Here is a 20,138-nt window from a genome sequence, read left to right as displayed (position 1 = left end):
TCAAGATTCTACCTCAATTTCATGGTTAAGAACATCCTTGGCTTCTTTTGCAACTGCTTCTACTGAGTCAGTAGCCAACACTTCTAGAATTTTCCTAGCCTCTTTTCCACCTAAATTTGCTAAAGCATGAACTAAGCGATGACGTACTTGCCAATCTGGGTTTTGAGTATAGGGAGCTAGGATGGTTACTGCTTCAGGGTTGCCCAATTCACCTAGGGAACTAATGGCCGCACTTTGGACTAAACCGTTATCTGATTCCAGGGCTTTTTTGAGCAAATCTACTCCCCTTGGATCTCCCAGGGATCCAAGGGTGGCAATTATGCTGAATTTTACTACCCATTCCGGGGTCTCATGGTAGAGCTTTTCTAAATCGGGAAAGGCCACTTGTAGTTTTAGCGCCCCTAAACAATCAGCTGCTGCTGCTTGTACATCCGCTTCATTATCATTTAGCAACTCTCTTAAAATATTTAGGGAAAAATCTAAATCCTCGGATCCTAATGTGTCTAATTGACTTACAGCACAATAACGCACTCTTGAGTTTTGATCTTTAATGGCAATTTGTAATAATTCTAAACCCTGTCCGGGTGCCAATTCCCTAATTTGATTCACACCACGAAGGCGATCGCCTAAATTTTCAGAACTGAGTAGTTCTTTAACCGTTTCATAAGATATGTGAGCCATTGTTTTTAAATTTGAAGAATATAATTGGGATTTGGGTGTGACCGGGTAGGTAGGAAGATAATCAGTTGTAGGATTTTAGAAGGGGTAAAACCGCAAAAATTGGTGGTTTTTGCCAACTGGTAGTGGAAATTTTGCCAGGGAATACAAAAAAGGGGTCAATTTTTGCCAAGATAGAAATAATGGAAATATTATTCTGTAAAAGGCCACCTGGCAAAAATCAGCATGACTCAAACAAACATGGAAAACTACGGCAAAAGTTTTCTCGTAATCATTTTGCCGATTTCTTTTTTGATTATTTTCGTTCTCAACACCTGGAAGTTTTTACTCATAGGGTTATTGGTCATCATGAGTTTTAATCTGTGGCAAAAGTATAGGTGGGAAAAATGGTGTGATCAGGTAAATCCTCTGTTTTATGAGTTAATTGAGGAAAATCAGGGAAAAATCTCCTCGGTTGACCTGGCCATCAGGGGAAATTTTCCAGGAGACGAGGCAAAACGCTACCTAGAAAAGAAAGCCAAGGAATTTGGTGTCAATCTGGTAGACTCAGAAACCGACAGTCCATACTACTACTTTATCACTGGGAGTATTCTGGGCGAGATTTTAGATGGTAGCGAATCAGATATCAAACCAGTTGGTAGATCAGTAACCAAGGAGCCCAGATCTCTACTATCTCCACCTGTACTTGTTTTAGAGGGTAGGGAAGGAGATAAAGAAGGTCAAATCACTAATAGCTTGCAAACCAAATCCCTAGAGAGACAGTTAGCTTTTGGTTCCTTAATCCAGTCTGAATTGGCCCAACGCTTAGGTGTTTATTCAAGTACAGTCTACAAACGACGCAATGATCCTGATTTTTCCGAATGGACTCGCAGTCGAGACCCAGAGGGGATTGCCTGGTCTTACTCTCGCAAAAATAGAGAGTTTTTCCCCCTGGATAAATAAGCAGTGGTGGATTTAGTGGATTTAAGTAAGGATTCCCACCGCATCACCAATGGAACCCAAGCCGTGATTTTGCAGTTTTGCTAATAATCCTGTCAAGATTCGGCTTGCCATCATTGGTCCCTCATAAATCCAACCAGTATAAACCTGGATTAAACTTGCACCTGCTGTAATTTTTTCCCAGGCGTCCTCTGCGGTAAAAATCCCTCCCACACCAATAATTGGTATTTGACCTTGGCTTTGTTTATAAATAAAACGTATAATTTCTGTGGAGGGTTGACGTAATGGTAATCCGCTAATCCCTCCTGCTTCCACTTGGGGTGGGTTACCGGTTTTTTCAATCACTTGGGTTTTCAGTCCTTGACGACTAATAGTAGTGTTAGTGGCAATAATCCCCGCCAGTTTATAGGTTTGGGCAAGATTAATAATGTCTACTATTGCTTCCCATTCTAGGTCAGGTGCTATTTTGACAAATAATGGCTTGGGTTGGTTTTGTATACTGTTTTCTGTTTGAATGACCTCCAATATTTGACTAAGCATAGCTCCATCCTGAAGCGATCGCAGTCCTGGTGTATTAGGAGAAGAAACATTGACTACAAAATAATCACCTAAATTCTTTAGCAAACGAAAGCTTTGCAGATAGTCTGTTGCTGCTGCTTCTAGGGGGGTGATTTTAGACTTACCAAGATTTATACCTATAGGTATGGCAGGTAGCTGTTGTTGATAAAGTGCAGTTAGTCTTGCGGCCATAGCAGCAGCACCCGAATTATTAAAGCCCATACGGTTAAGAGCTGCTAAGTCCATAGGTAAACGAAACAAACGAGGTGGGGGATTTCCTGGTTGTCCATGATAGGTGACAGTACCTAACTCAGCAAAGCCAAAACCGAACCTGGACCAAAAGTGAGATCCCATACCATCCTTATCAAATCCTGCGGCCAAACCCAGGGGGTTAGGAAAATTCAAACCGAATAGGTTCTGTTTTAACCTATTGTCATGGACACATAAAGAATCCCCGACAAAAGATTTCAACCATATAGCACGGTAAGGATGGGAAGGTTGTAGAAACCAGTCTAGGGAACTTATCAGCCCACCGTGTAACCATTCTGGATCTGCTTTTATCAGAGTAAATAAAAATGGAAGAATTACTGCCTTATAGATATCCAATTTAGGTTATAATACGCTAGTTAAGAATAAGGTTGATGGTAAAATTTTGCCATTACTAAAATACACTAAAATACCAAAAACCACCACATACCATAAATTAATCTATGGGGCGTAAACTTTCTAAGTCTAACCTACCGGAAAAAATTTGCCCTGTGTGCCAACTTCCCTTCACTTGGAGGAAAAAATGGCAAGATTGTTGGGATGATGTGAAATACTGTTCGGAACGTTGTCGTCGGCGTCGTTCTCAAGCTAAGTGAAAGTTAACCATCTTACTTAAATACATACATAGTTAAACTAATAAATGACTTCATCAACACAAACTCAAGTACAGCCTAAACTGATTATCCATGGTGGAGCGGGTAGTTCCCTCCAAAGCAAAGGGGGATTAGCCGCTGTCAGGCGATCGCTCCATAACGTCATAGAAGATGTATACTCAATGCTACTCTCTGGTGTATCTGCCAGCGAAGCAGTAGTTAGGGGTTGTCAACTCCTGGAAGACGATCCCCGTTTTAATGCTGGCACAGGTTCAGTCCTGCAGTCCGATGGTCAAATTCGCATGAGTGCTTCTTTTATGGATGGCACATCTGGCAAATTTAGTGGAGTAATTAACGTTTCTCGGGTGAAAAACCCCATTGAAATGGCCCTATTTCTACAACAATCTCCTGACCGGGTATTGTCCGATCATGGTTCCCTGGAGTTAGCACGAGAGTTACAAGTTCCTAGTTATAGTGCCTTGACAGATTTACGACTCAAAGAATGGATACAAGAAAGAGAAGACAAATTTAAGAGAACTATGGCTGGAGTAGTTGCCGAACCGGAAACCCCAGATCCTGAAGCTGGGAGGGGAACCATTGGCGTAGTAGCCTTAGATACCTTTGGGCAATTGGCTGCAGGCACTTCTACTGGTGGTAAAGGCTTTGAACGCATTGGTAGAGTCAGTGATTCTGCTATGCCAGCAGGTAACTATGCTACCAGATACGCAGCAATAAGTTGTACAGGTATTGGAGAAGATATCATTGACGAGTGTTTAGCTGCCAAAATTGCGGTTCGTGTTAGCGATGGGATGTCTTTAAAGGAAGCGATGTGGCGTTCCTTTACCGAAGCCAGTAAAAACCAAAGAGATTTAGGTGCGATCGCCCTAGATTGCACGGGAAACATATCCTATGGTAAGACTAGTGAAATACTATTGGCAGCTTATCACAATGGTCAGAGCATTGGTGATACCCTGGAATGGAATGATGGAGAACTAGTTGGAATAGGTTAGATCGGGGCCAGTAGGGTAAACCCGCCCTGTTTCTTGAGAAATTCCCAAACTGGAATAAAATCCAACTAGAATTAGGATATATATTTTCAGTATGTTGACTAATTTGCTCTATGTCAGTTTTAGCAGCGATAGCAGTTTTGGCGACCCTTATCTTAGTACATGAGTTGGGACATTTTATAGCAGCTAGATCCCAAGGGATTTATGCCAACCGTTTTTCCCTGGGTTTTGGTCCTATTTTGTTGAAATATCAAGGATCACAAACGGAATACACAATTCGTGCTTTCCCCCTGGGTGGTTTTGTGGGTTTCCCCGATGATGATCCTGATAGCACAATTCCCCCTAATGATCCCAACCTATTGCGAAATCGTCCTATTCTAGATCGAGCAATTGTCATTAGTGCTGGCGTGATGGCAAATCTGGTGTTTGCTTATTTAGTCCTTGCCTTGCAGTTAGGTGTTGTAGGTATACCAAAGGAATTTCAATATCAACCTGGAGTTTTAATCAAACCAATTAACGAGCAATCAATAGCTTACCAGGCTGGTATTAGAGAAGGTGATATTGTTCTTAGCGTTAGTGGACGTGAATTAGTAGCTGGTAAAGATTCCACCTTATATCTAACACAGGAAATTCAAAACCATCCCGGTCAACCAATTGATTTGCAACTCCAACGTCAAGACCGGGAAATTACCCTACAAATCACCCCTGGGGAAAATCCAGAAGGGAAAGGATTGGTAGGTGTGGAACTTGCGCCCAATGGTAAAGCTGTTTACGAGCGTCCCCAAAATCCCATGCAGATTTTTACCGTTGCAGGAGAGAGATTCCAGCAGTTATTTGTGGGCACAATTAAAGGATTTGGACAACTAATCACTAACTTTCAACAAACCGCCAGTCAGGTGTCGGGTCCGGTCAATATTGTCAAAATTGGTGCTAAATTAGCAGCAGATAATAGTGCAAATCTCCTGTCATTTGCAGCTATAATTAGTATTAACTTAGCAGTTATCAACATTTTACCATTACCAGCTTTGGACGGTGGACAATTGTTTTTTCTGTTGATTGAAGGTCTATTTGGTAAACCCCTACCTATGAAAATTCAAGAGGGGGTTATGCAAACTGGATTAGTGGTGTTACTAGGACTGGGAATTTTCTTGATTTTTAAAGAAACTCTCCAGTTAAGCTTTATCCAACAAATATTTCAGAAAATGTAATTCCAAATCACCGACTAATCGGATAAGTACCGGTTAGTCGCAATGTTAAAATCATCAGATCCTGGGTCTCCATGGGTAATAAAAAAATCTCCAAACTATCTAAAAGGGGACTAGCTTTAGAAATTCTCTCTCGTCTTTATCGTCTTTATCCTGATGCAACCTGTTCTCTAAACTATCAAACCCCAGTCCAACTTTTGGTGGCCACTATTCTTTCCGCACAATGCACGGATGAAAGAGTTAATAAAGTAACCCCAGATTTATTTGGTCGCTTTCCCGATGTCCAAAGTTTAGCAGAAGCAGATGTATTAGAATTGGAGAAATTAGTGCATTCTACTGGGTTTTATCGCAACAAAGCTAAGAACATTAAATCTGCGTGTACGATGATAGTGAGTGATTTTAACTCAATTGTTCCAAATAAGATGGAGGATCTATTAAAACTACCCGGGGTAGCAAGAAAAACGGCAAATGTGGTCTTAGCTCATGCTTATGGTATTAATGGGGGGGTGACAGTGGATACCCACGTTAAAAGATTGAGTCAACGGTTAGGTTTAACAGAAAGTACCGAACCAATTAGCATAGAGAAAGATTTAATGGAGCTACTACCCCAACCAGAATGGGAAAACTGGTCAATCAGATTAATATATCATGGTCGTGCGGTTTGTAAAGCTAGATCTCCCAGTTGTAAAAGTTGCGATTTAGTTGATGTATGTGCTAAAAAACTTTAATAAAAAAATAAAAATCTATTGCAACTCTCTACTGGATTCTATCTATAGTTCTATATTGAATAGCCTCTGCTACATGTTGAGACTTTAAGTTTTCCTCATCTACCAAATCCGCAATAGTCCGTGCTACTTTAAGAATGCGATCACTTGCTCGTGCGGAAAGTCCTAGTCGTGTAATTGCATTTTCTAAGAGTTTAAGACTTGTACCATCTAATTTGCACCATTTTTGTAGATGACGACTTTGCATTTGAGCATTGCATTTAACATGGGGTTCCGACTTAAACCTAAGATTAGCAATAGCTCTGACCTTTTGCACTCTTTCTCTGACGGTTTTGGAGGATTCTCCGGTGGTGTCGCGGGTAATTTCCTCTGGTTTTAACCGGTTTACTGCTACCTGTAAGTCAATTCTATCCATTAATGGACCCGATAACTTTGCCCAATATTGTTCTCGTTGTCGGGGGGAGCAAGTGCATGGTTGGACTGCATCACCATAATATCCACAAGGACAGGGATTGGTACTAGCAACCAAAGTAAATTGTGCTGGAAAAACTACTGATTGACGAGTACGAGAAATAGTTACATATCCATCTTCTAAAGGTTGTCTCAAAAATTCCAAAACATCCCTTTTAAATTCTGTTAATTCATCTAAAAAAAGCACACCTCTATGGGATAATGAAATTTCTCCGGGACGAGGAAAACTGCCACCTCCAACTAGGGATGGACCGGAAGCGGAGTGGTGGGGACTGCGAAAAGGACGCTCGCGCACTAATGAACCACGGTTTTTCAATAAACCAGCAACAGAATGAATGCGAGTTACCTCCAAAGACTCAGAAAATTCTAATGGTGGCAAAATCCCCGGTAAGCGTCTGGCTAACATTGTTTTTCCACTCCCGGGGGGACCGACAAAAATCAAATTGTGTCCCCCTGCAGCGGCGATTTCTAATGCTCTCCGGGCGTGGGATTGACCCTTAACATCCTGCAAATCCGCCGAGTTAGAAGATGTAGATAAGAGACTTTCCTGGGTGGTTTTTAAACTTACCTTATGGTAGTTGTTGATGTTATTTAATAAATCCACCACTTGTAAAATGTTAGTACAACCGTAAACATTTAAACCCTCTACTACTGCTGCTTCTTGAGTATTTTCCATGGGTACTACTAAACTGCTAATCCCCAATTTTTCAGCAGCAGCTGCAATGGGTAGAACCCCTGTAACAGGTAGGAGTGTACCATCTAGGGAAACCTCACCCAAAAACAAAAATTCTCCCAACAAATCAGGATTGACCTGTTCCGATGCGGCCAAAATTCCTATACTAATAGGTACGTCGAAAGCAGGTCCCTCTTTCCTGAGATCTGCAGGAGTCAGATTAATCACTATCTTACGTACAGGAACGTTAAAACCCGCATTTCTCAAGGTTGCTTTTACCCTTTCCTTAGACTCTTGAATTGCTGAATCAGGTAAACCTAAAATGATAATTCCTGGTAATCCTCCACCAGAAATGTCCACTTCTACGCCTACTTTCACAGCATCTATACCAATAATGGATGCACTCCAGACTCTAGATAGCATTTCCTTATAGGAAGAAATTTTCATATCACTCCACTTTATAAAAGCAGATTTTTTCCCAGATTGCCATTGGGGAAATTACGCAAAACTACTCTAAAACTACTTTTGAGATGGCCAGATTTGTCCTAAAATTTACAGACAAACCACTTTAGCAATATTTAACAGCAATTCTTCATGACTTTAACTCCAGACACCATTTTCGGTAAAATCATCCGTCGGGAAATACCCGCCAACATAGTTTATGAGGATGAATTGGCTTTAGCATTTACAGATGTTAACCCCCAAGCACCTACTCACATTCTGGTCATACCCAAGAAACCCATAGTCAATCTAGCTACTGCACAAGCAGAAGACCAGCTGTTGTTAGGACACTTATTATTAACCGTACAAAAAGTTGCCCAAATAGCGGGTCTTGAACAGGGTTATCGCGTAGTTATGAATACAGGACAGGACGGAGGACAAACAGTCTATCACCTGCACATACATATCCTAGGGGGAAGATCCTTGTCCTGGCCTCCGGGTTGAAAAAGCCCAAAATCGCCGGATCCATCCCCGTGCTAATAGAAAAAGTAGGACATCAATCTGGGGGTTACTCCTCGTGGGAGGTTTGTATTCCAAAACTATTTGATAAACTTATCATAATCAGGAAATGTTATCAGATTTACTAATAACAAACCCCTTTACAATAATAGACCTATCCTTTAAAGTGGTATGTCAAGTAGGAATAACCGCCTACTTAATTATCATAATCATAAAGCTCATAAAGCAATCATAAAAAATGACCACAACCTTACAACAGCGCTCCAACGCTAGCGTATGGGATCGTTTCTGTGAATTCATCACCAGCACCGAAAACCGTATCTATGTCGGTTGGTTCGGAGTATTAATGATCCCTACCCTATTGGCTGCAACCACCTGTTTCATTATCGCTTTCATCGCTGCTCCTCCCGTGGATATTGATGGTATCCGCGAGCCCGTAGCAGGATCTTTGATTTACGGAAACAACATCATCTCTGGTGCAGTTGTTCCTTCCTCCAACGCTATTGGTTTGCACTTCTATCCCATATGGGAAGCTGCTTCCTTAGATGAGTGGTTATATAACGGTGGTCCTTACCAGTTGGTGATTTTCCACTTCCTGATCGGTTGCGCTTGCTACTTAGGTCGTCAGTGGGAATTGTCCTACCGCTTGGGTATGCGTCCTTGGATCTGTGTAGCCTACTCTGCGCCTTTGGCTTCTGCTACTGCAGTATTCCTGATCTACCCCATCGGACAAGGTTCCTTCTCCGACGGTATGCCTTTAGGTATTTCCGGTACATTCAACTTCATGATTGTGTTCCAAGCTGAGCACAACATTTTGATGCACCCCTTCCACATGCTAGGTGTGGCTGGTGTATTTGGTGGTAGCTTGTTCTCTGCAATGCACGGTTCTTTGGTAACCTCTTCCTTGGTGCGTGAAACCACCGAAACCGAATCTCAAAACTACGGTTACAAGTTCGGTCAAGAAGAAGAAACCTATAACATTGTTGCTGCACATGGCTACTTTGGTCGTTTGATATTCCAATACGCTTCTTTCAACAACAGCCGTTCTCTACACTTCTTCTTGGCTGCATGGCCAGTAGTTGGTATTTGGTTTACTGCTTTAGGTGTAAGCACCATGGCATTCAACCTGAACGGATTCAACTTCAACCAATCCATTATTGACTCTCAAGGTCGTGTAATCGGTACTTGGGCTGATGTAATCAACCGCGCTAACTTGGGTATGGAAGTAATGCACGAGCGCAATGCTCACAACTTCCCCTTAGACCTAGCTGCTGGTGAAGTTGCTCCTGTTGCTTTGACTGCTCCTGCAATCAATGGTTAATCTCAAAGGATTCTGATTGAAAAATGCTCTCCAGAAATGGGGAGCATTTTTTTTGCGGTTCAATCTTTATAAATGATTCATATTTAATGAGAGGGAGAGTGATACTATATAGGTAGGCTAAATTGTTGGCAGTGAACCTAAACTTGAACAATAGAGTCTGCGCAAATCTTATTTCCGAAAGCACTGGACTGATGAACGAAGGGGAAAAACACCAAGAGTTGAAGGGCCACAGTTTAGAAATTAATCAATGACTCGCTCACCCAGCTAAAGGAGCAGGAATTATGAGAGCTAAACATATTATGACTCAAGACGTTGCTACTATTCGGGGATCTGCAACCGTAGCAGAAGCAGTAAAGCTCATGAGACTCAAAGGTCTACGCTCTTTGGTTGTTGAACCTCGTCACAGTGGGGATGCTTATGGGATGGTGACGGAAATGGATATTGTAGGTAAGGTCGCAGCTTTTGGGAGGGATCCGGAAGCAGTTCATGTGTATGAAATTATGACTAAACCTTGTGTGGTAGTCAATCCTGACCTGGATGTTGAATATGTGGCTCGGTTATTTGCTAATACGGGTGTGTGGCGTGCACCAGTTATCCAAGGGGAATTATTGGGTATTGTTTCTGTTACTGATATTATCACAAAGGGTAACTTTGTAGATAAACCAAAATTGAAGTTCTTACGTAAAGAGATACAAAAAGCTGTATCTGAAGCTCGGTTGATTTCTGCTAACTATGGTTCAGATTCTAAACGAGCAATTGAAGCATGGGATATTGTAGATGAATTAGAAGCAGAAGCAACTTTTTACGGTGTGCCAAAACCTTGTAGGTCCGCTCGAGAAATGTTTGGTGAAGACAAGAAACCAGCTACCGTTGCATGATGGAAATGACCTGCAAGATAGTCCAACCTAAATAGCATACACAAACGGTTTTAATGAATCCCTGTCTCTTTAGAACGGGGATAAGCCAAGCTATGGGAGTATCTTACCAGGTTTGGGTCAAATTAGCCGTGTTAAGCCCGGACATATTGGCACATGTCCGGGCTTAAACTATGTGTTCAACTTTCATAGGATTCAACATAAATATCCTGATCCATAGGAAATTTAGCAGAAAACCAGAACATAATTCTAGTTGGAATTTAGAAATTATGGCTTTAGCCAAAACGCTATAGACAAAGTTGATGGCTAAAATTGAGTAATGATGCTTCCTTTTCCATCAACATTATACTGGGTAACAGTATCAATAATTTCATTTTTTTAGTTAGTTATGTCTATCATAGGTCTAGCTGGAAATCTCAAGACAGGGACGACATGGTACATTGGATAACCAAGATAAATTCAATACTGATGCTGTTGGTATCTCATCAGACCTTTAGATCTTTAAACGCAACAACATCAAAATCAATCGTTCACCATGGTAAACTACCTCTAAATACTGATTGAGAATTTGAAAATTAGAGTTTTATTGGTAGTTACGTAGTGGTGGAGGAATGATCACCAAAGCTAATCAGATGTTTCAGGTTATCCATTTCATGGCACATTTATGGATAGAGAAACTTGTTTAGGTATTAAAGCGGGATGGGCGACCATTCCTACTAAAATCTTCACTCTACGCTGTGGTGCATCCCCAGGTAACAGCAGCTGCTACATACCTGTTCAATATAGAAGTTATCTATATTTCTCCAGCAATAATTATTGGGGAGTAGATTGTAATCATATTGGTGCTTATTATAATCATTAAGTCCAATCTTTTCTAAAACCCAATAAGGATGTTTTTTATGTGACGACTACCGACAAATAACATAGGAAAATCAACGGAAATGGTTAGAATAAAGTCAGGATTCAACGCTGATGACCAACACCCCATTCAAGCCACTTCAGCAGATATTATTCTGCGCCAACAGCTGGAACACTCTATCAGTCGCTACTTTTATCATGGGTGTGACCGGAATATTCAAAACCTGCTCTCTTACTGTCGTTGGTACATGATAACAGACACTAAAGCTTTGACTTTAGTGATTGAATGTCCAGACCAAGTAAGCAATTGGCGAATTTTGCAAAAAATTGTCCCCATGGCCAGTTTACTTTACAGTGTGGTTAGTAGTGCCAAAATTCGTGTTTGTCCGCCCGATGCTGGTGCTATACCATTTGAAATGAGGGTAGATGAACTCTCTGTTTATCGGGATTGGGCGTAGAACCCAGGATTTATAAGTCCTAAGTAAGGTTGACACTCTCAATTATTGTAATTAGTTCAGCAAAAACTAATTGGGCGGAGTGATTAACAGCAGGACTTAAATCTAGGCCAAAACCCAGATTTTCCGATTCAATCAAATAAACAGTCACATCCTGGGGGAAATCATCCACAAAGATTTTTCTCCCAGCAGCTAGGGCGTGATCCCAACGGAAATCATGCAGGTTATAACCAATTTGGGGTAGATCTTCCAATTCTTTCCCTGGGACTCTAAATATAGCACCAGGTTGGGAATTCGTGCAACTAGCATCCACAATAATTAATTTTTTGCTTCCTCTAGCTTGAAACATCACTTCTATTCCCCCAGTACCACAATCAAAAATCCTCACCTGGGGGTGGGGATTTTCCGCCACATATTGCTGTAATTTCTGGGCAATAATTACCCCCACACCGTCATCATTACGATTGAGATTTCCGCATCCGATGATAGTTAACATGGAATATATATCTTATTTTTGCCAGTACTTATATGCTGCATAGGCCAATGTCACAACTCCGGTAATAATTGCAGAGTCATCTACCTCAAATTGAGGATGATGTAAGGGATGATTGATAATTCTGTCTTTATATCCCACCCCGAGACGAAACATGGAACCGGGAGCATAATCCAAATAAACGGAAAAATCCTCTGCTCCTAAAGAGGGTTCTGGTAAAACCTGTACGTAATCGCTACCCCATGCTTCTTCCGCAGCAGATTGTAATAATTGAGTTAGGGAATAATCATTTTGCACGCTGGATATACCATGACGGTAATTCACTTGATATTTGGCATTATAACAATTACAAACGTTAGCAACTATTTTATCTATCCATGTTGGCATTTGACTGCGAGTTTCTGGATGAAGCGATCGCACGGTACCCAATAACTGAACTTTGTCGGCAATTACATTTGGGGCTCTACCACCACTAATTTTACCAATGCTCAATACGACAGGACGTAAGGGATTTTGAGTTCGACTAATAGCTTGCTGTAGGGCAGTAACTACTTGAGATGCAATCCAGATTGCATCCACTGCTTCATGGGGACGAGCGCCATGTCCAGATTCACCTAAAATAATAATTTCTAAATCGTCTGCTGCCGCAGTTAGCGCACCATAACGAATACCCACAGATCCAGCAGAAATAGAGGGAAAAACATGAACTCCTAAAATAGCACAAACATCATTCATTGCTCCCTCTTGTACCATCCAACTAGCACCCTGGGCGATTTCTTCCGCAGGTTGAAATAAAAACCTGATTCTCCCTTCTACATGGTTGGCTATTTCCGATAGCACCATGGCTGTTCCCAGACCTACTGTGGTATGAACATCATGACCACAAGCGTGCATCACTCCCTCCCTTAATGAAGCATAGTCTAATCCACTATGTTCTTGTATAGGCAGGGCATCCATATCGGTACGAATTGCTAAAATCTCCTCTCCATGATGATTGGTGAGTAATTCCCCCACCACACCAGTTTTACCCACTCCCTCCAAGACGTGCAACCCGCTGGAAGACAACACACCCGCCACAAATGCTGCAGTTTGATGCTCTTGACCGCTCAATTCTGGGTGGGCGTGAAGGTGACGGTAAATTTCTCGTAAGCGAGGTGCAAGATTATTACTTATATCTTTAATGCGGTTTAGCATTATTTGAAGTTGTTTGGAATGTACTTTGCTAAGCTCCCTACTATGATAGTTGATTAATTGGCTAATTCAAGCATATAGAGATTCTTTTTTTATCAAGTTTGGGAAGGTCTGCTCTCTCTCTTTTTCATGATTTCAAGGGATCTGGTTAAAGCCATAAAAATCCATAAATATAAATTTTTTATAAATTTTTGTTAATTGAACTCTCAAGGGGTAGCCAAAATAGAATAGATTGGTTATATTTTACTTAACTGACTATACCGAAAGACTTATAGACTATCCAATATGTGATCCCCCCAGAGAGGTTAGTTCCACCCTGGGGGGGTCTTGTTTTTGCAAGAGCTAGGTCCTCAACTCAAATCAAGTTTGACTATTTTAATCCAAATCGGCGAAAACAGGGACTAATAACATAAAGGCTTAGTCCTAAACAAAAGCTGTTAATCAGACCTATAAGAGTAAAAGATGCTATATATTGAAATAATTCTAGATAACCGGGTTGATTATAGGAATGAATAAAATAAATTGGCGTTTTTAGACTTATTAAAAATGATAAAGTAACAGCGACCACAAGAGAGTTAAAAAGTAGATAATATAGTATATAGTATAAAGTATGACTTGTGATTTGTAAACCACAGGCGAGTAAGGAAACTGAGATGAGTAGGGAAATAATAGGTTTTGCGTATTCTGGCTCCACTAGTTGCCAACTCATCCAACTCAAACTATAACCTATTAAGGCCAGAATTCCCGAGGGCAAAAATTTTCTCATTTGTCCAAAACTACTAGCTAGTGTAATTCCCCAGGATGTGCCCAATCCTGCCAAGGCATAAACAATAACTTCTCGGGAGTTGATGAGTTGAAAAAACATCACTTGGCGAATTAGCTCGCTCACTTGGATAGATATGAATATATCAACTATATCACCGACTTTTGTGTAATATGCTAGGAAAAAACCTAATATAGTTCCCACACCAGCACCCATAACTGTAAGTATTACCGTCCAAATCATTGCCAAAACAGCAAATAGGCATTTACCAATGGTAACTATGGTCAATATAGTTGTATTAGTAACTTTTTGGGTAAATTGAATAATGATTTGGAACAGATAATTGTGCCATTGCCAAAAAATTGCCCTTGGTGATTTGACTGGTGTTATTGCCAGTAAACGCTTTTGAATACTAGCTGCATCCTTGGGGCGGTATGCCACCTCCATCTCTATCATTTCATCTAGTAGGTCTGCTAATTGAGAATTAACACGACGAAACTGTCGCCATTGTAATTTCCCTGTCATGGGATCTTCTAGTTCTTGAGGGTGCTTACCCGTCAACAATTCAATTATTGTCCTTCCTAAAGCATACAGATCTGCCCTTGGTCCCACACTTCCTCCTGCTATTTGTTCTGGTGGACTATATCCTAGGGAAAATAATCGAGTAGAAGAGGGGTATTTTAAAGTGTCTTTTATAACTTGTTTTGCACCACCAAAATCTATTAATACTAAACTTCCTATCTTTAAATGAGAGTTAGACGAAGGAATACGCAACATCAAATTAGAGGGTTTGATATCGCGATGAATAATTTTATGTGTGTGTAACTCCCATAGGATTTTCAGAGCTTGGGTAAACCAATTCAAGACCAAATCCTCTGGACAACCATGGGGATAATTTTGAAGTAGTTGCTCTAAAGTATAGCCCTCAATTTTCTCCATTACCAGACAAGCTAACTGGTATGGTTTGGGGTAAGGGAGATGAACTTGAAAATATCCATCCACTTTTGGTACTCCAGGATTATGGAACTGACTCAAAACCTCTGCTTCTTGAATAAATAATTCCAATGCTTTTGGAGAACTTTCCAAGAGTACCTTCAGTACTTTTTGAGTTTGAGTTTTAACATCCCAGACAGTATATATCTGGGCGAAACCACCTAAACCTAAAGGTTGAATTGGGTAATAGCGATCCAGCAGGTACAAAATACTGCCACAGCTACTACAAAAGCGATTTCCCCAGGGTTGGGGATAGGGATGTTGACAGTGAGGATTTATGCAATGAACAGCGCTTTGATTAGTTGGGGACAAAACCACAAAAATGCCAAGGTCAAGTCGATTGTAGAAGATAATTAAGATAATAAATTATATACAATGATATATAATGTAAATTCATATTTGACCAGATGTTTGATGCATTATCTGACCGCTTAGAAGCTGCCTGGAAAAAACTCCGGGGACAAGACAAGATATCCCAATCTAACATTCAAGATGCCTTGCGAGAAGTGCGTCGTGCCTTGTTAGAAGCAGATGTTAACTTACAGGTAGTCAAGGATTTTATTGCCGATGTTGAGAACAAGGCCCAGGGAGCAGAGGTAATATCTGGAGTACGACCTGACCAGCAGTTTATCAAAATTGTTTATGATGAACTAGTGCAGGTCATGGGGGAAGAAAATGTACCTCTAGCAGAAGCACAAGACCAAACCACCGTAGTCCTCATGGCTGGTTTACAGGGTACGGGGAAAACTACCGCTACTGCTAAGTTAGCCCTGCATTTAAGAAAAACCAATCGCAGTTGTTTGCTGGTAGCTACGGACGTATATCGTCCCGCAGCTATTGATCAGCTGGTCACCCTAGGTAAGCAAATTGACGTACCTGTGTTTGAAATGGGTAGTGATGCTGACCCAGTTGAAATAGCTCGTCAAGGAGTGGAAAGAGCCAGGAATGAAGGGATCAACACAGTAATTGTTGATACAGCTGGAAGGTTACAAATAGACCAGGACATGATGGCGGAATTATCCAGGATCAAATCAACTATTAAACCGGATGAGACCCTGTTAGTTGTGGATGCCATGACGGGACAAGAAGCGGCTAATTTGACCCGCACCTTTCATGAGCAGATTGGGATTACCGGTGCTATTTTGACTAAAATGGATGGTGATAGCCGAGGTGGTGCAGCTTTATCAGTGCGGCAAATTTCTGGGGCCCCAATTAAATTTATCGGTGTAGGGGAAAAGGTTGAAGCTCTACAGCCATTTTACCCTGATCGCATGGCATCCCGCATTTTGGGTATGGGTGATGTTCTCACCTTGGTGGAAAAAGCACAGGAGGAAATTGATCTAGCTGATGCTGAGAAAATGCAGGAGAAAATTCTCTCGGCCAGGTTTGATTTTACCGACTTCCTGAAACAGCTGCGCCTCATGAAAAATATGGGTTCCTTAGGTGGGATTATGAAATTAATCCCAGGAATGAATAAAATTTCTGATGAGCAGTTGAAACAAGGAGAAACCCAACTAAAACGCTGTGAGTCTATGATTAGTTCTATGACTAAGCAAGAGCGTAAAGACCCAGATTTGTTGGCTAGCTCTCCTAGTAGACGCAGGCGAATTGCTTCTGGTTCTGGTTACAAAGAATCGGATGTGAGTAAATTAGTATCAGACTTTCAAAAGATGCGATCGCTAATGCAGCAAATGGGACAGGGTAATTTTCCGCCAGGTATGTTTGGTGGGGGTAACCCCCTAGCAGCAGGAAATCGTCCCAGTCCAGGTTGGCGGGGTTATCCTGGAGGCGCACCACCTACCACCAAGAAAAAGAAGGAAAAAAAGAAAAAAGGATTTGGCACCCTATAGGTTTCCCTATTCCTTGATGGCTATGCTATAGTTGGGGTTTAATGCCCAAAAAATGACCACTGATAAATTAACAGGAGAATAAACTCTCAACATGATCAAATTGCGCTTAAAGCGACTTGGTAAAAAGCGGGAAGCAAGCTACCGTATTATTGCCATTAACGACCTATCTCGTCGTGATGGTCGTCCTTTGGAAGAACTAGGATTTTACAACCCCAGAACTGATGAAGTGCGTCTTGATGTTCCTGGTATTGTAAAGCGTCTGCAACAAGGCGCTCAGCCTACGGACACAGTTCGTCGCCTTTTAGTAAAAGCTAATGTTTTTGAACAAGTCAGTGCCAACGCCGCATCATCATAAGCTAGAGACAAAATTATCAACAACCAGTCCTAACTATACGGGACTGGTGAGATTTCTTGTGGAACCATTTTTGGACTCCCCAGGGTCTTTGAGAATCGATTGTGAAATGTCCAATACCCTAAAACGGGCTTGGATTCGCATTGCTTTTGACCCTACGGACAAAGGCAAGGTTTTTGGTCGGGGAGGACGCAATATTCAGGCAATTAGGACTGTAGTTACAGCAGCAGCAGAATTAGCGGGTCAATCGGTATATCTGGACATTTATGGCAATAATTCCCATAGTCCAGATGGAAGTGATGAGGAAGAAAAAATATTCCCACCCAAATCACGGAGTGGAAATACCCCCGGATCTTTTTCTAAACCCCGTTTCCGTCGTTAAGTTATCAACAACCTCATACTGGGATCCTTAACTTCTTTAATGAGGTTAAGGATGTATGTTCCACGAATTTTACAAATATGGCAGGTACGGTTATAATTGGGTTACCTAATATTCCTAGTGCGATCGCACTAGCAGGATATGGGGAAGCAAATCTGAAATTTCTGTCCCAACAAACAGGAGCTAATTTGGTCCTCAGGGGACAAGAACTTCTAGTTTCCGGTAAGGAACAACATGTGGATCTAGCAGTGAAAATAGTCCAATCCCTAGAAGAGCTTTGGAGTACAGGGAATAATATTGCCAGTGCGGATATTTTGACCGCACGTCAAGCAATAGAGGGCGATCGCCAGGGGGAACTGCAAGATCTACAACGGGACATTCTGGCTAAGAGTCGTCGCGGTCAGGAGGTTCGCGCTAAAACTTTTCGTCAACGACAATATATTGAAGCCATTCGTAAACGAGATCTAACATTTGGTGTTGGTCCTGCGGGCACTGGCAAAACCTATCTTGCTGTTGTGGTTGCTGTACAAGAACTGCTATCTAATCAGTTTGAAAGATTGATCTTGACACGTCCTGCAGTGGAAGCTGGGGAAAGACTAGGATTTTTACCTGGGGACTTGCAGCAAAAGGTTAACCCCTACCTCCGTCCACTTTATGACGCTATTAATGAGTTTATTGACCCTGAAAAAGTACCCAACTTGATGGAACGGGGAATCATCGAAGTGGCACCTTTGGCGTATATGCGGGGGCGTACTTTAAACAATGCCTTTATCATTGTTGACGAAGCCCAAAATACTACACCTTCCCAAATGAAAATGGTGCTGACCCGCTTAGGCTTCGGTTCCCGTATGGTTATCACCGGTGATCTCACCCAAACCGATTTACCCCTCAATCAAGACTCAGGTTTGACCGTGGCCTTACAAATTTTAAAACATGTGGATGGTATTGCATTTTGTGAGTTTACCCAAAAGGATGTGGTGCGTCATCCCCTGGTGCAAAGGATAGTTTCCGCCTATGAAAAACACCAAAAGTAGGAAAAACTCCCGCCACATAGTTATATAGCGGGGGAGAAATTGCAGTTATGAAGTAATGTAAAATTCAATACCTAAGAAAGCCATTCCAGAACAGCTTCTTCCTTGGTATTAGTATGGCGAGAAGGTGTTTCCCGTTCAAACTTCATGTGAATAGAGCGGGTTTGCTCACCATCAGCAGCAACAGCCAAAATTGGGTAGTCAATCAAACCATCTTGGAAGGACATTTGGAAACGGAAGGTACCATCTGGATTAAGTTTAATTGGACGACCACCAATGGTCACCGTAGCATCTGGTTCAGTCGCACCATAGACAATTAGTTCCGCATCAGCAACCAACCAGAATTGTCGAGGACGTACAGGTACAGCGGAAGCGGAGAATCCGACACCGGACATGCCAACACCGGACATATTAACGTTAATTCCAGATGCAGTGGGAACTGCCCACATACCAACACCGGATGGGAAGACATAAGAACTTATAGCCTGTTCTGGACGTACGGATCCAGGTACATGCTGCATAGAGCCAAACAGGGAACCAGCAACTCTTTGTGCTTCCCCTGATTCCGCTAAACTAAGCATTTGGTCGTGAATTGCAGCACTTGCAGCTTCTGCTGCAATCGCCGCTTTCTTAGCAGGAGGTATTAATTCATACTTAGTCTTACCACGCAGGTCTTCCTCAAAATTCACGGTGATGAACACATCTTCAATCCAATCCGAGGGATATACAGGAGGAATATGAACCCTCGCAGAACGTGCTAGCACCAACCAGCGACCATCGGGAGTACGATAGCCAATATCTATAACATAATCGCGATCGCTCACAGGAATAGGTAAGTACCATTCCCTGGCCAATTCGTCTGCAGGATATTCTTGAAGACTATGAGGACTTTGATGATCTAAATCAACATCGGTGACATCATAAATCCGTAGAGCCAATTGTTGTCCACCTTGGCGACGCAACTCTTGCTTATGCTCATTAGGTATATCCCAGTAGGTGTAAGCCCATTGTGGATCCCGGGGTAAAAGTACGATGCGACTTTCACCATAACCACCTGGTAAATCTCCTAGTCCAGCATCCACGTCAGACAAAGAACCACCATTACGATCTTCTTGACCTAATTCAAATTTTGTTGCTTCCACGTTTTCCTGCGCCTCCAACGACTGAGATGGACTAATCGAAAATTTGCGAGTTTGCACTTCTTGAATTGATGCCAGCAGTTGGGATTTACGCATCCTGCTGTACCGAGAGACACCATACTCACTAGCAACTTTGCGGAGTTGCCTGAGAGTCATCTCCTCCATAGGTGGGCGTTCTTTTGCCATTGGCTTTAGCCTCCAGTAGTTTGTAGGGCAAGTTACTTCCCCTGATTATAGGAAGGTTCATAAAATGCTACCCATTCCAGATGAATTTTCATTCATGACTTCTGGTTTTACCCAGCGTATAAGCGTTTTTATTGTTTTTTAAATTTGCTTACATACTTTCCGATTTTGGGATCGGG

21 protein-coding genes are annotated in these 20,138 nt (G+C 41.8%); 14 read left to right on the top strand and 7 right to left on the bottom strand.

Annotated elements, in window-relative coordinates; genetic code table 11:
* Complete coding sequence (gene nblB / locus IAR63_RS00725; RefSeq protein WP_187706238.1) at nt 1-681, bottom strand: phycobilisome degradation protein NblB; 681 nt, start codon at nt 679-681, stop codon at nt 1-3.
* A 222-nt stretch (nt 682-903) separates the two neighbouring features.
* On the opposite strand from nblB, the gene IAR63_RS00720 reads away from it, so the two are divergent.
* Nucleotides 904-1,620: a hypothetical protein gene (locus IAR63_RS00720; protein ID WP_187706237.1), complete on the top strand. Its 717-nt coding sequence runs from the start codon at nt 904-906 to the stop codon at nt 1,618-1,620.
* A 21-nt stretch (nt 1,621-1,641) separates the two neighbouring features.
* Here IAR63_RS00720 and IAR63_RS00715 read toward each other — a convergent pair whose 3' ends face one another.
* A complete protein-coding gene (locus IAR63_RS00715; protein ID WP_187706236.1) occupies nt 1,642-2,781 on the bottom strand; it encodes a quinone-dependent dihydroorotate dehydrogenase in 1,140 nt (379 codons plus the stop codon).
* Between the two features lie 104 nt (nt 2,782-2,885).
* Here IAR63_RS00715 and IAR63_RS00710 point away from each other — a divergent pair, with 104 nt between their 5' ends.
* From IAR63_RS00710 to nth, 4 genes are all read left to right on the top strand, one after another.
* Nucleotides 2,886-3,038 (top strand): DUF2256 domain-containing protein, encoded by a 153-nt coding sequence (locus IAR63_RS00710; RefSeq protein ID WP_096544765.1) that lies wholly within the window; start codon nt 2,886-2,888, stop codon nt 3,036-3,038.
* Between the two features lie 44 nt (nt 3,039-3,082).
* Nucleotides 3,083-4,045, top strand: coding sequence for an isoaspartyl peptidase/L-asparaginase (locus IAR63_RS00705; protein ID WP_187706235.1), 963 nt, complete (start codon nt 3,083-3,085; stop codon nt 4,043-4,045).
* A 110-nt stretch (nt 4,046-4,155) separates the two neighbouring features.
* The gene (rseP, locus tag IAR63_RS00700; protein ID WP_187706234.1) at nt 4,156-5,250 is read left to right on the top strand and encodes an RIP metalloprotease RseP; all 1,095 of its coding nucleotides are present in this window, start codon (nt 4,156-4,158) and stop codon (nt 5,248-5,250) included.
* Nucleotides 5,251-5,321: 71 nt separating this feature from the next.
* Entirely contained in the window at nt 5,322-5,975 is a 654-nt protein-coding gene (nth, locus tag IAR63_RS00695) for an endonuclease III (RefSeq protein ID WP_187706233.1), read from the top strand.
* Between the two features lie 28 nt (nt 5,976-6,003).
* Here nth and IAR63_RS00690 read toward each other — a convergent pair whose 3' ends face one another.
* Nucleotides 6,004-7,539: a YifB family Mg chelatase-like AAA ATPase gene (locus tag IAR63_RS00690; protein WP_187707290.1), complete on the bottom strand. Its 1,536-nt coding sequence runs from the start codon at nt 7,537-7,539 to the stop codon at nt 6,004-6,006.
* Nucleotides 7,540-7,710: 171 nt separating this feature from the next.
* Between IAR63_RS00690 and IAR63_RS00685 the strand changes: the two genes are divergently transcribed.
* The 5 genes from IAR63_RS00685 to IAR63_RS00665 all read left to right on the top strand — a co-directional run bounded on the left by IAR63_RS00685 (nt 7,711) and on the right by IAR63_RS00665 (nt 11,588).
* Nucleotides 7,711-8,061, top strand: coding sequence for a histidine triad nucleotide-binding protein (locus IAR63_RS00685; protein WP_006276606.1), 351 nt, complete (start codon nt 7,711-7,713; stop codon nt 8,059-8,061).
* Nucleotides 8,062-8,314: 253 nt separating this feature from the next.
* Complete coding sequence (gene psbA, locus IAR63_RS00680; RefSeq protein ID WP_061544908.1) at nt 8,315-9,397, top strand: photosystem II q(b) protein; 1,083 nt, start codon at nt 8,315-8,317, stop codon at nt 9,395-9,397.
* A 281-nt stretch (nt 9,398-9,678) separates the two neighbouring features.
* Nucleotides 9,679-10,275, top strand: a complete 597-nt coding sequence (locus tag IAR63_RS00675) for a CBS domain-containing protein (protein ID WP_187706232.1) — start codon at nt 9,679-9,681, stop codon at nt 10,273-10,275.
* A 661-nt stretch (nt 10,276-10,936) separates the two neighbouring features.
* Nucleotides 10,937-11,134, top strand: a complete 198-nt coding sequence (locus IAR63_RS00670; RefSeq protein WP_187706231.1) for a hypothetical protein — start codon at nt 10,937-10,939, stop codon at nt 11,132-11,134.
* A 79-nt stretch (nt 11,135-11,213) separates the two neighbouring features.
* Nucleotides 11,214-11,588 (top strand): hypothetical protein, encoded by a 375-nt coding sequence (locus IAR63_RS00665; protein WP_061544907.1) that lies wholly within the window; start codon nt 11,214-11,216, stop codon nt 11,586-11,588.
* A gap of 19 nt (nt 11,589-11,607) precedes the next feature.
* On the opposite strand, the gene IAR63_RS00660 is transcribed toward IAR63_RS00665, so the two are convergent.
* The 3 genes from IAR63_RS00660 to IAR63_RS00650 all read right to left on the bottom strand — a co-directional run bounded on the left by IAR63_RS00660 (nt 11,608) and on the right by IAR63_RS00650 (nt 15,343).
* Entirely contained in the window at nt 11,608-12,081 is a 474-nt protein-coding gene (locus IAR63_RS00660; RefSeq protein ID WP_187706230.1) for a hydrogenase maturation protease, read from the bottom strand.
* Nucleotides 12,082-12,093: 12 nt separating this feature from the next.
* Nucleotides 12,094-13,272: a M20 family metallopeptidase gene (locus IAR63_RS00655; RefSeq protein WP_187706229.1), complete on the bottom strand. Its 1,179-nt coding sequence runs from the start codon at nt 13,270-13,272 to the stop codon at nt 12,094-12,096.
* Between the two features lie 367 nt (nt 13,273-13,639).
* Entirely contained in the window at nt 13,640-15,343 is a 1,704-nt protein-coding gene (locus IAR63_RS00650; protein ID WP_187706228.1) for a serine/threonine protein kinase, read from the bottom strand.
* A gap of 89 nt (nt 15,344-15,432) precedes the next feature.
* Between IAR63_RS00650 and ffh the strand changes: the two genes are divergently transcribed.
* The 4 genes from ffh to IAR63_RS00630 all read left to right on the top strand — a co-directional run bounded on the left by ffh (nt 15,433) and on the right by IAR63_RS00630 (nt 18,640).
* Nucleotides 15,433-16,875, top strand: coding sequence for a signal recognition particle protein (ffh, locus tag IAR63_RS00645; RefSeq protein WP_187706227.1), 1,443 nt, complete (start codon nt 15,433-15,435; stop codon nt 16,873-16,875).
* 91 nt (nt 16,876-16,966) lie between these two features.
* A complete protein-coding gene (gene rpsP / locus IAR63_RS00640; RefSeq protein WP_006276599.1) occupies nt 16,967-17,230 on the top strand; it encodes a 30S ribosomal protein S16 in 264 nt (87 codons plus the stop codon).
* Complete coding sequence (locus tag IAR63_RS00635) at nt 17,190-17,609, top strand: KH domain-containing protein (RefSeq protein ID WP_057177493.1); 420 nt, start codon at nt 17,190-17,192, stop codon at nt 17,607-17,609. The genes rpsP and IAR63_RS00635 overlap by 41 nt, the downstream gene beginning before the upstream one ends.
* A gap of 77 nt (nt 17,610-17,686) precedes the next feature.
* Nucleotides 17,687-18,640, top strand: a complete 954-nt coding sequence (locus IAR63_RS00630) for a PhoH family protein (protein ID WP_187706226.1) — start codon at nt 17,687-17,689, stop codon at nt 18,638-18,640.
* 71 nt (nt 18,641-18,711) lie between these two features.
* Here the strand turns inward: IAR63_RS00630 and IAR63_RS00625 are convergent, their stop codons facing one another.
* Complete coding sequence (locus IAR63_RS00625) at nt 18,712-19,962, bottom strand: DUF4912 domain-containing protein (RefSeq protein WP_187706225.1); 1,251 nt, start codon at nt 19,960-19,962, stop codon at nt 18,712-18,714.
* Nucleotides 19,963-20,138: the final 176 nt, after the last annotated feature.

Source organism: Cylindrospermopsis curvispora GIHE-G1 (genome assembly GCF_014489415.1).
In the GTDB taxonomy this organism is placed as follows: Bacteria; Cyanobacteriota; Cyanobacteriia; order Cyanobacteriales; family Nostocaceae; genus Raphidiopsis; species Raphidiopsis curvispora_A.
This window is presented reverse-complemented; position numbering and strand designations above follow the sequence as displayed.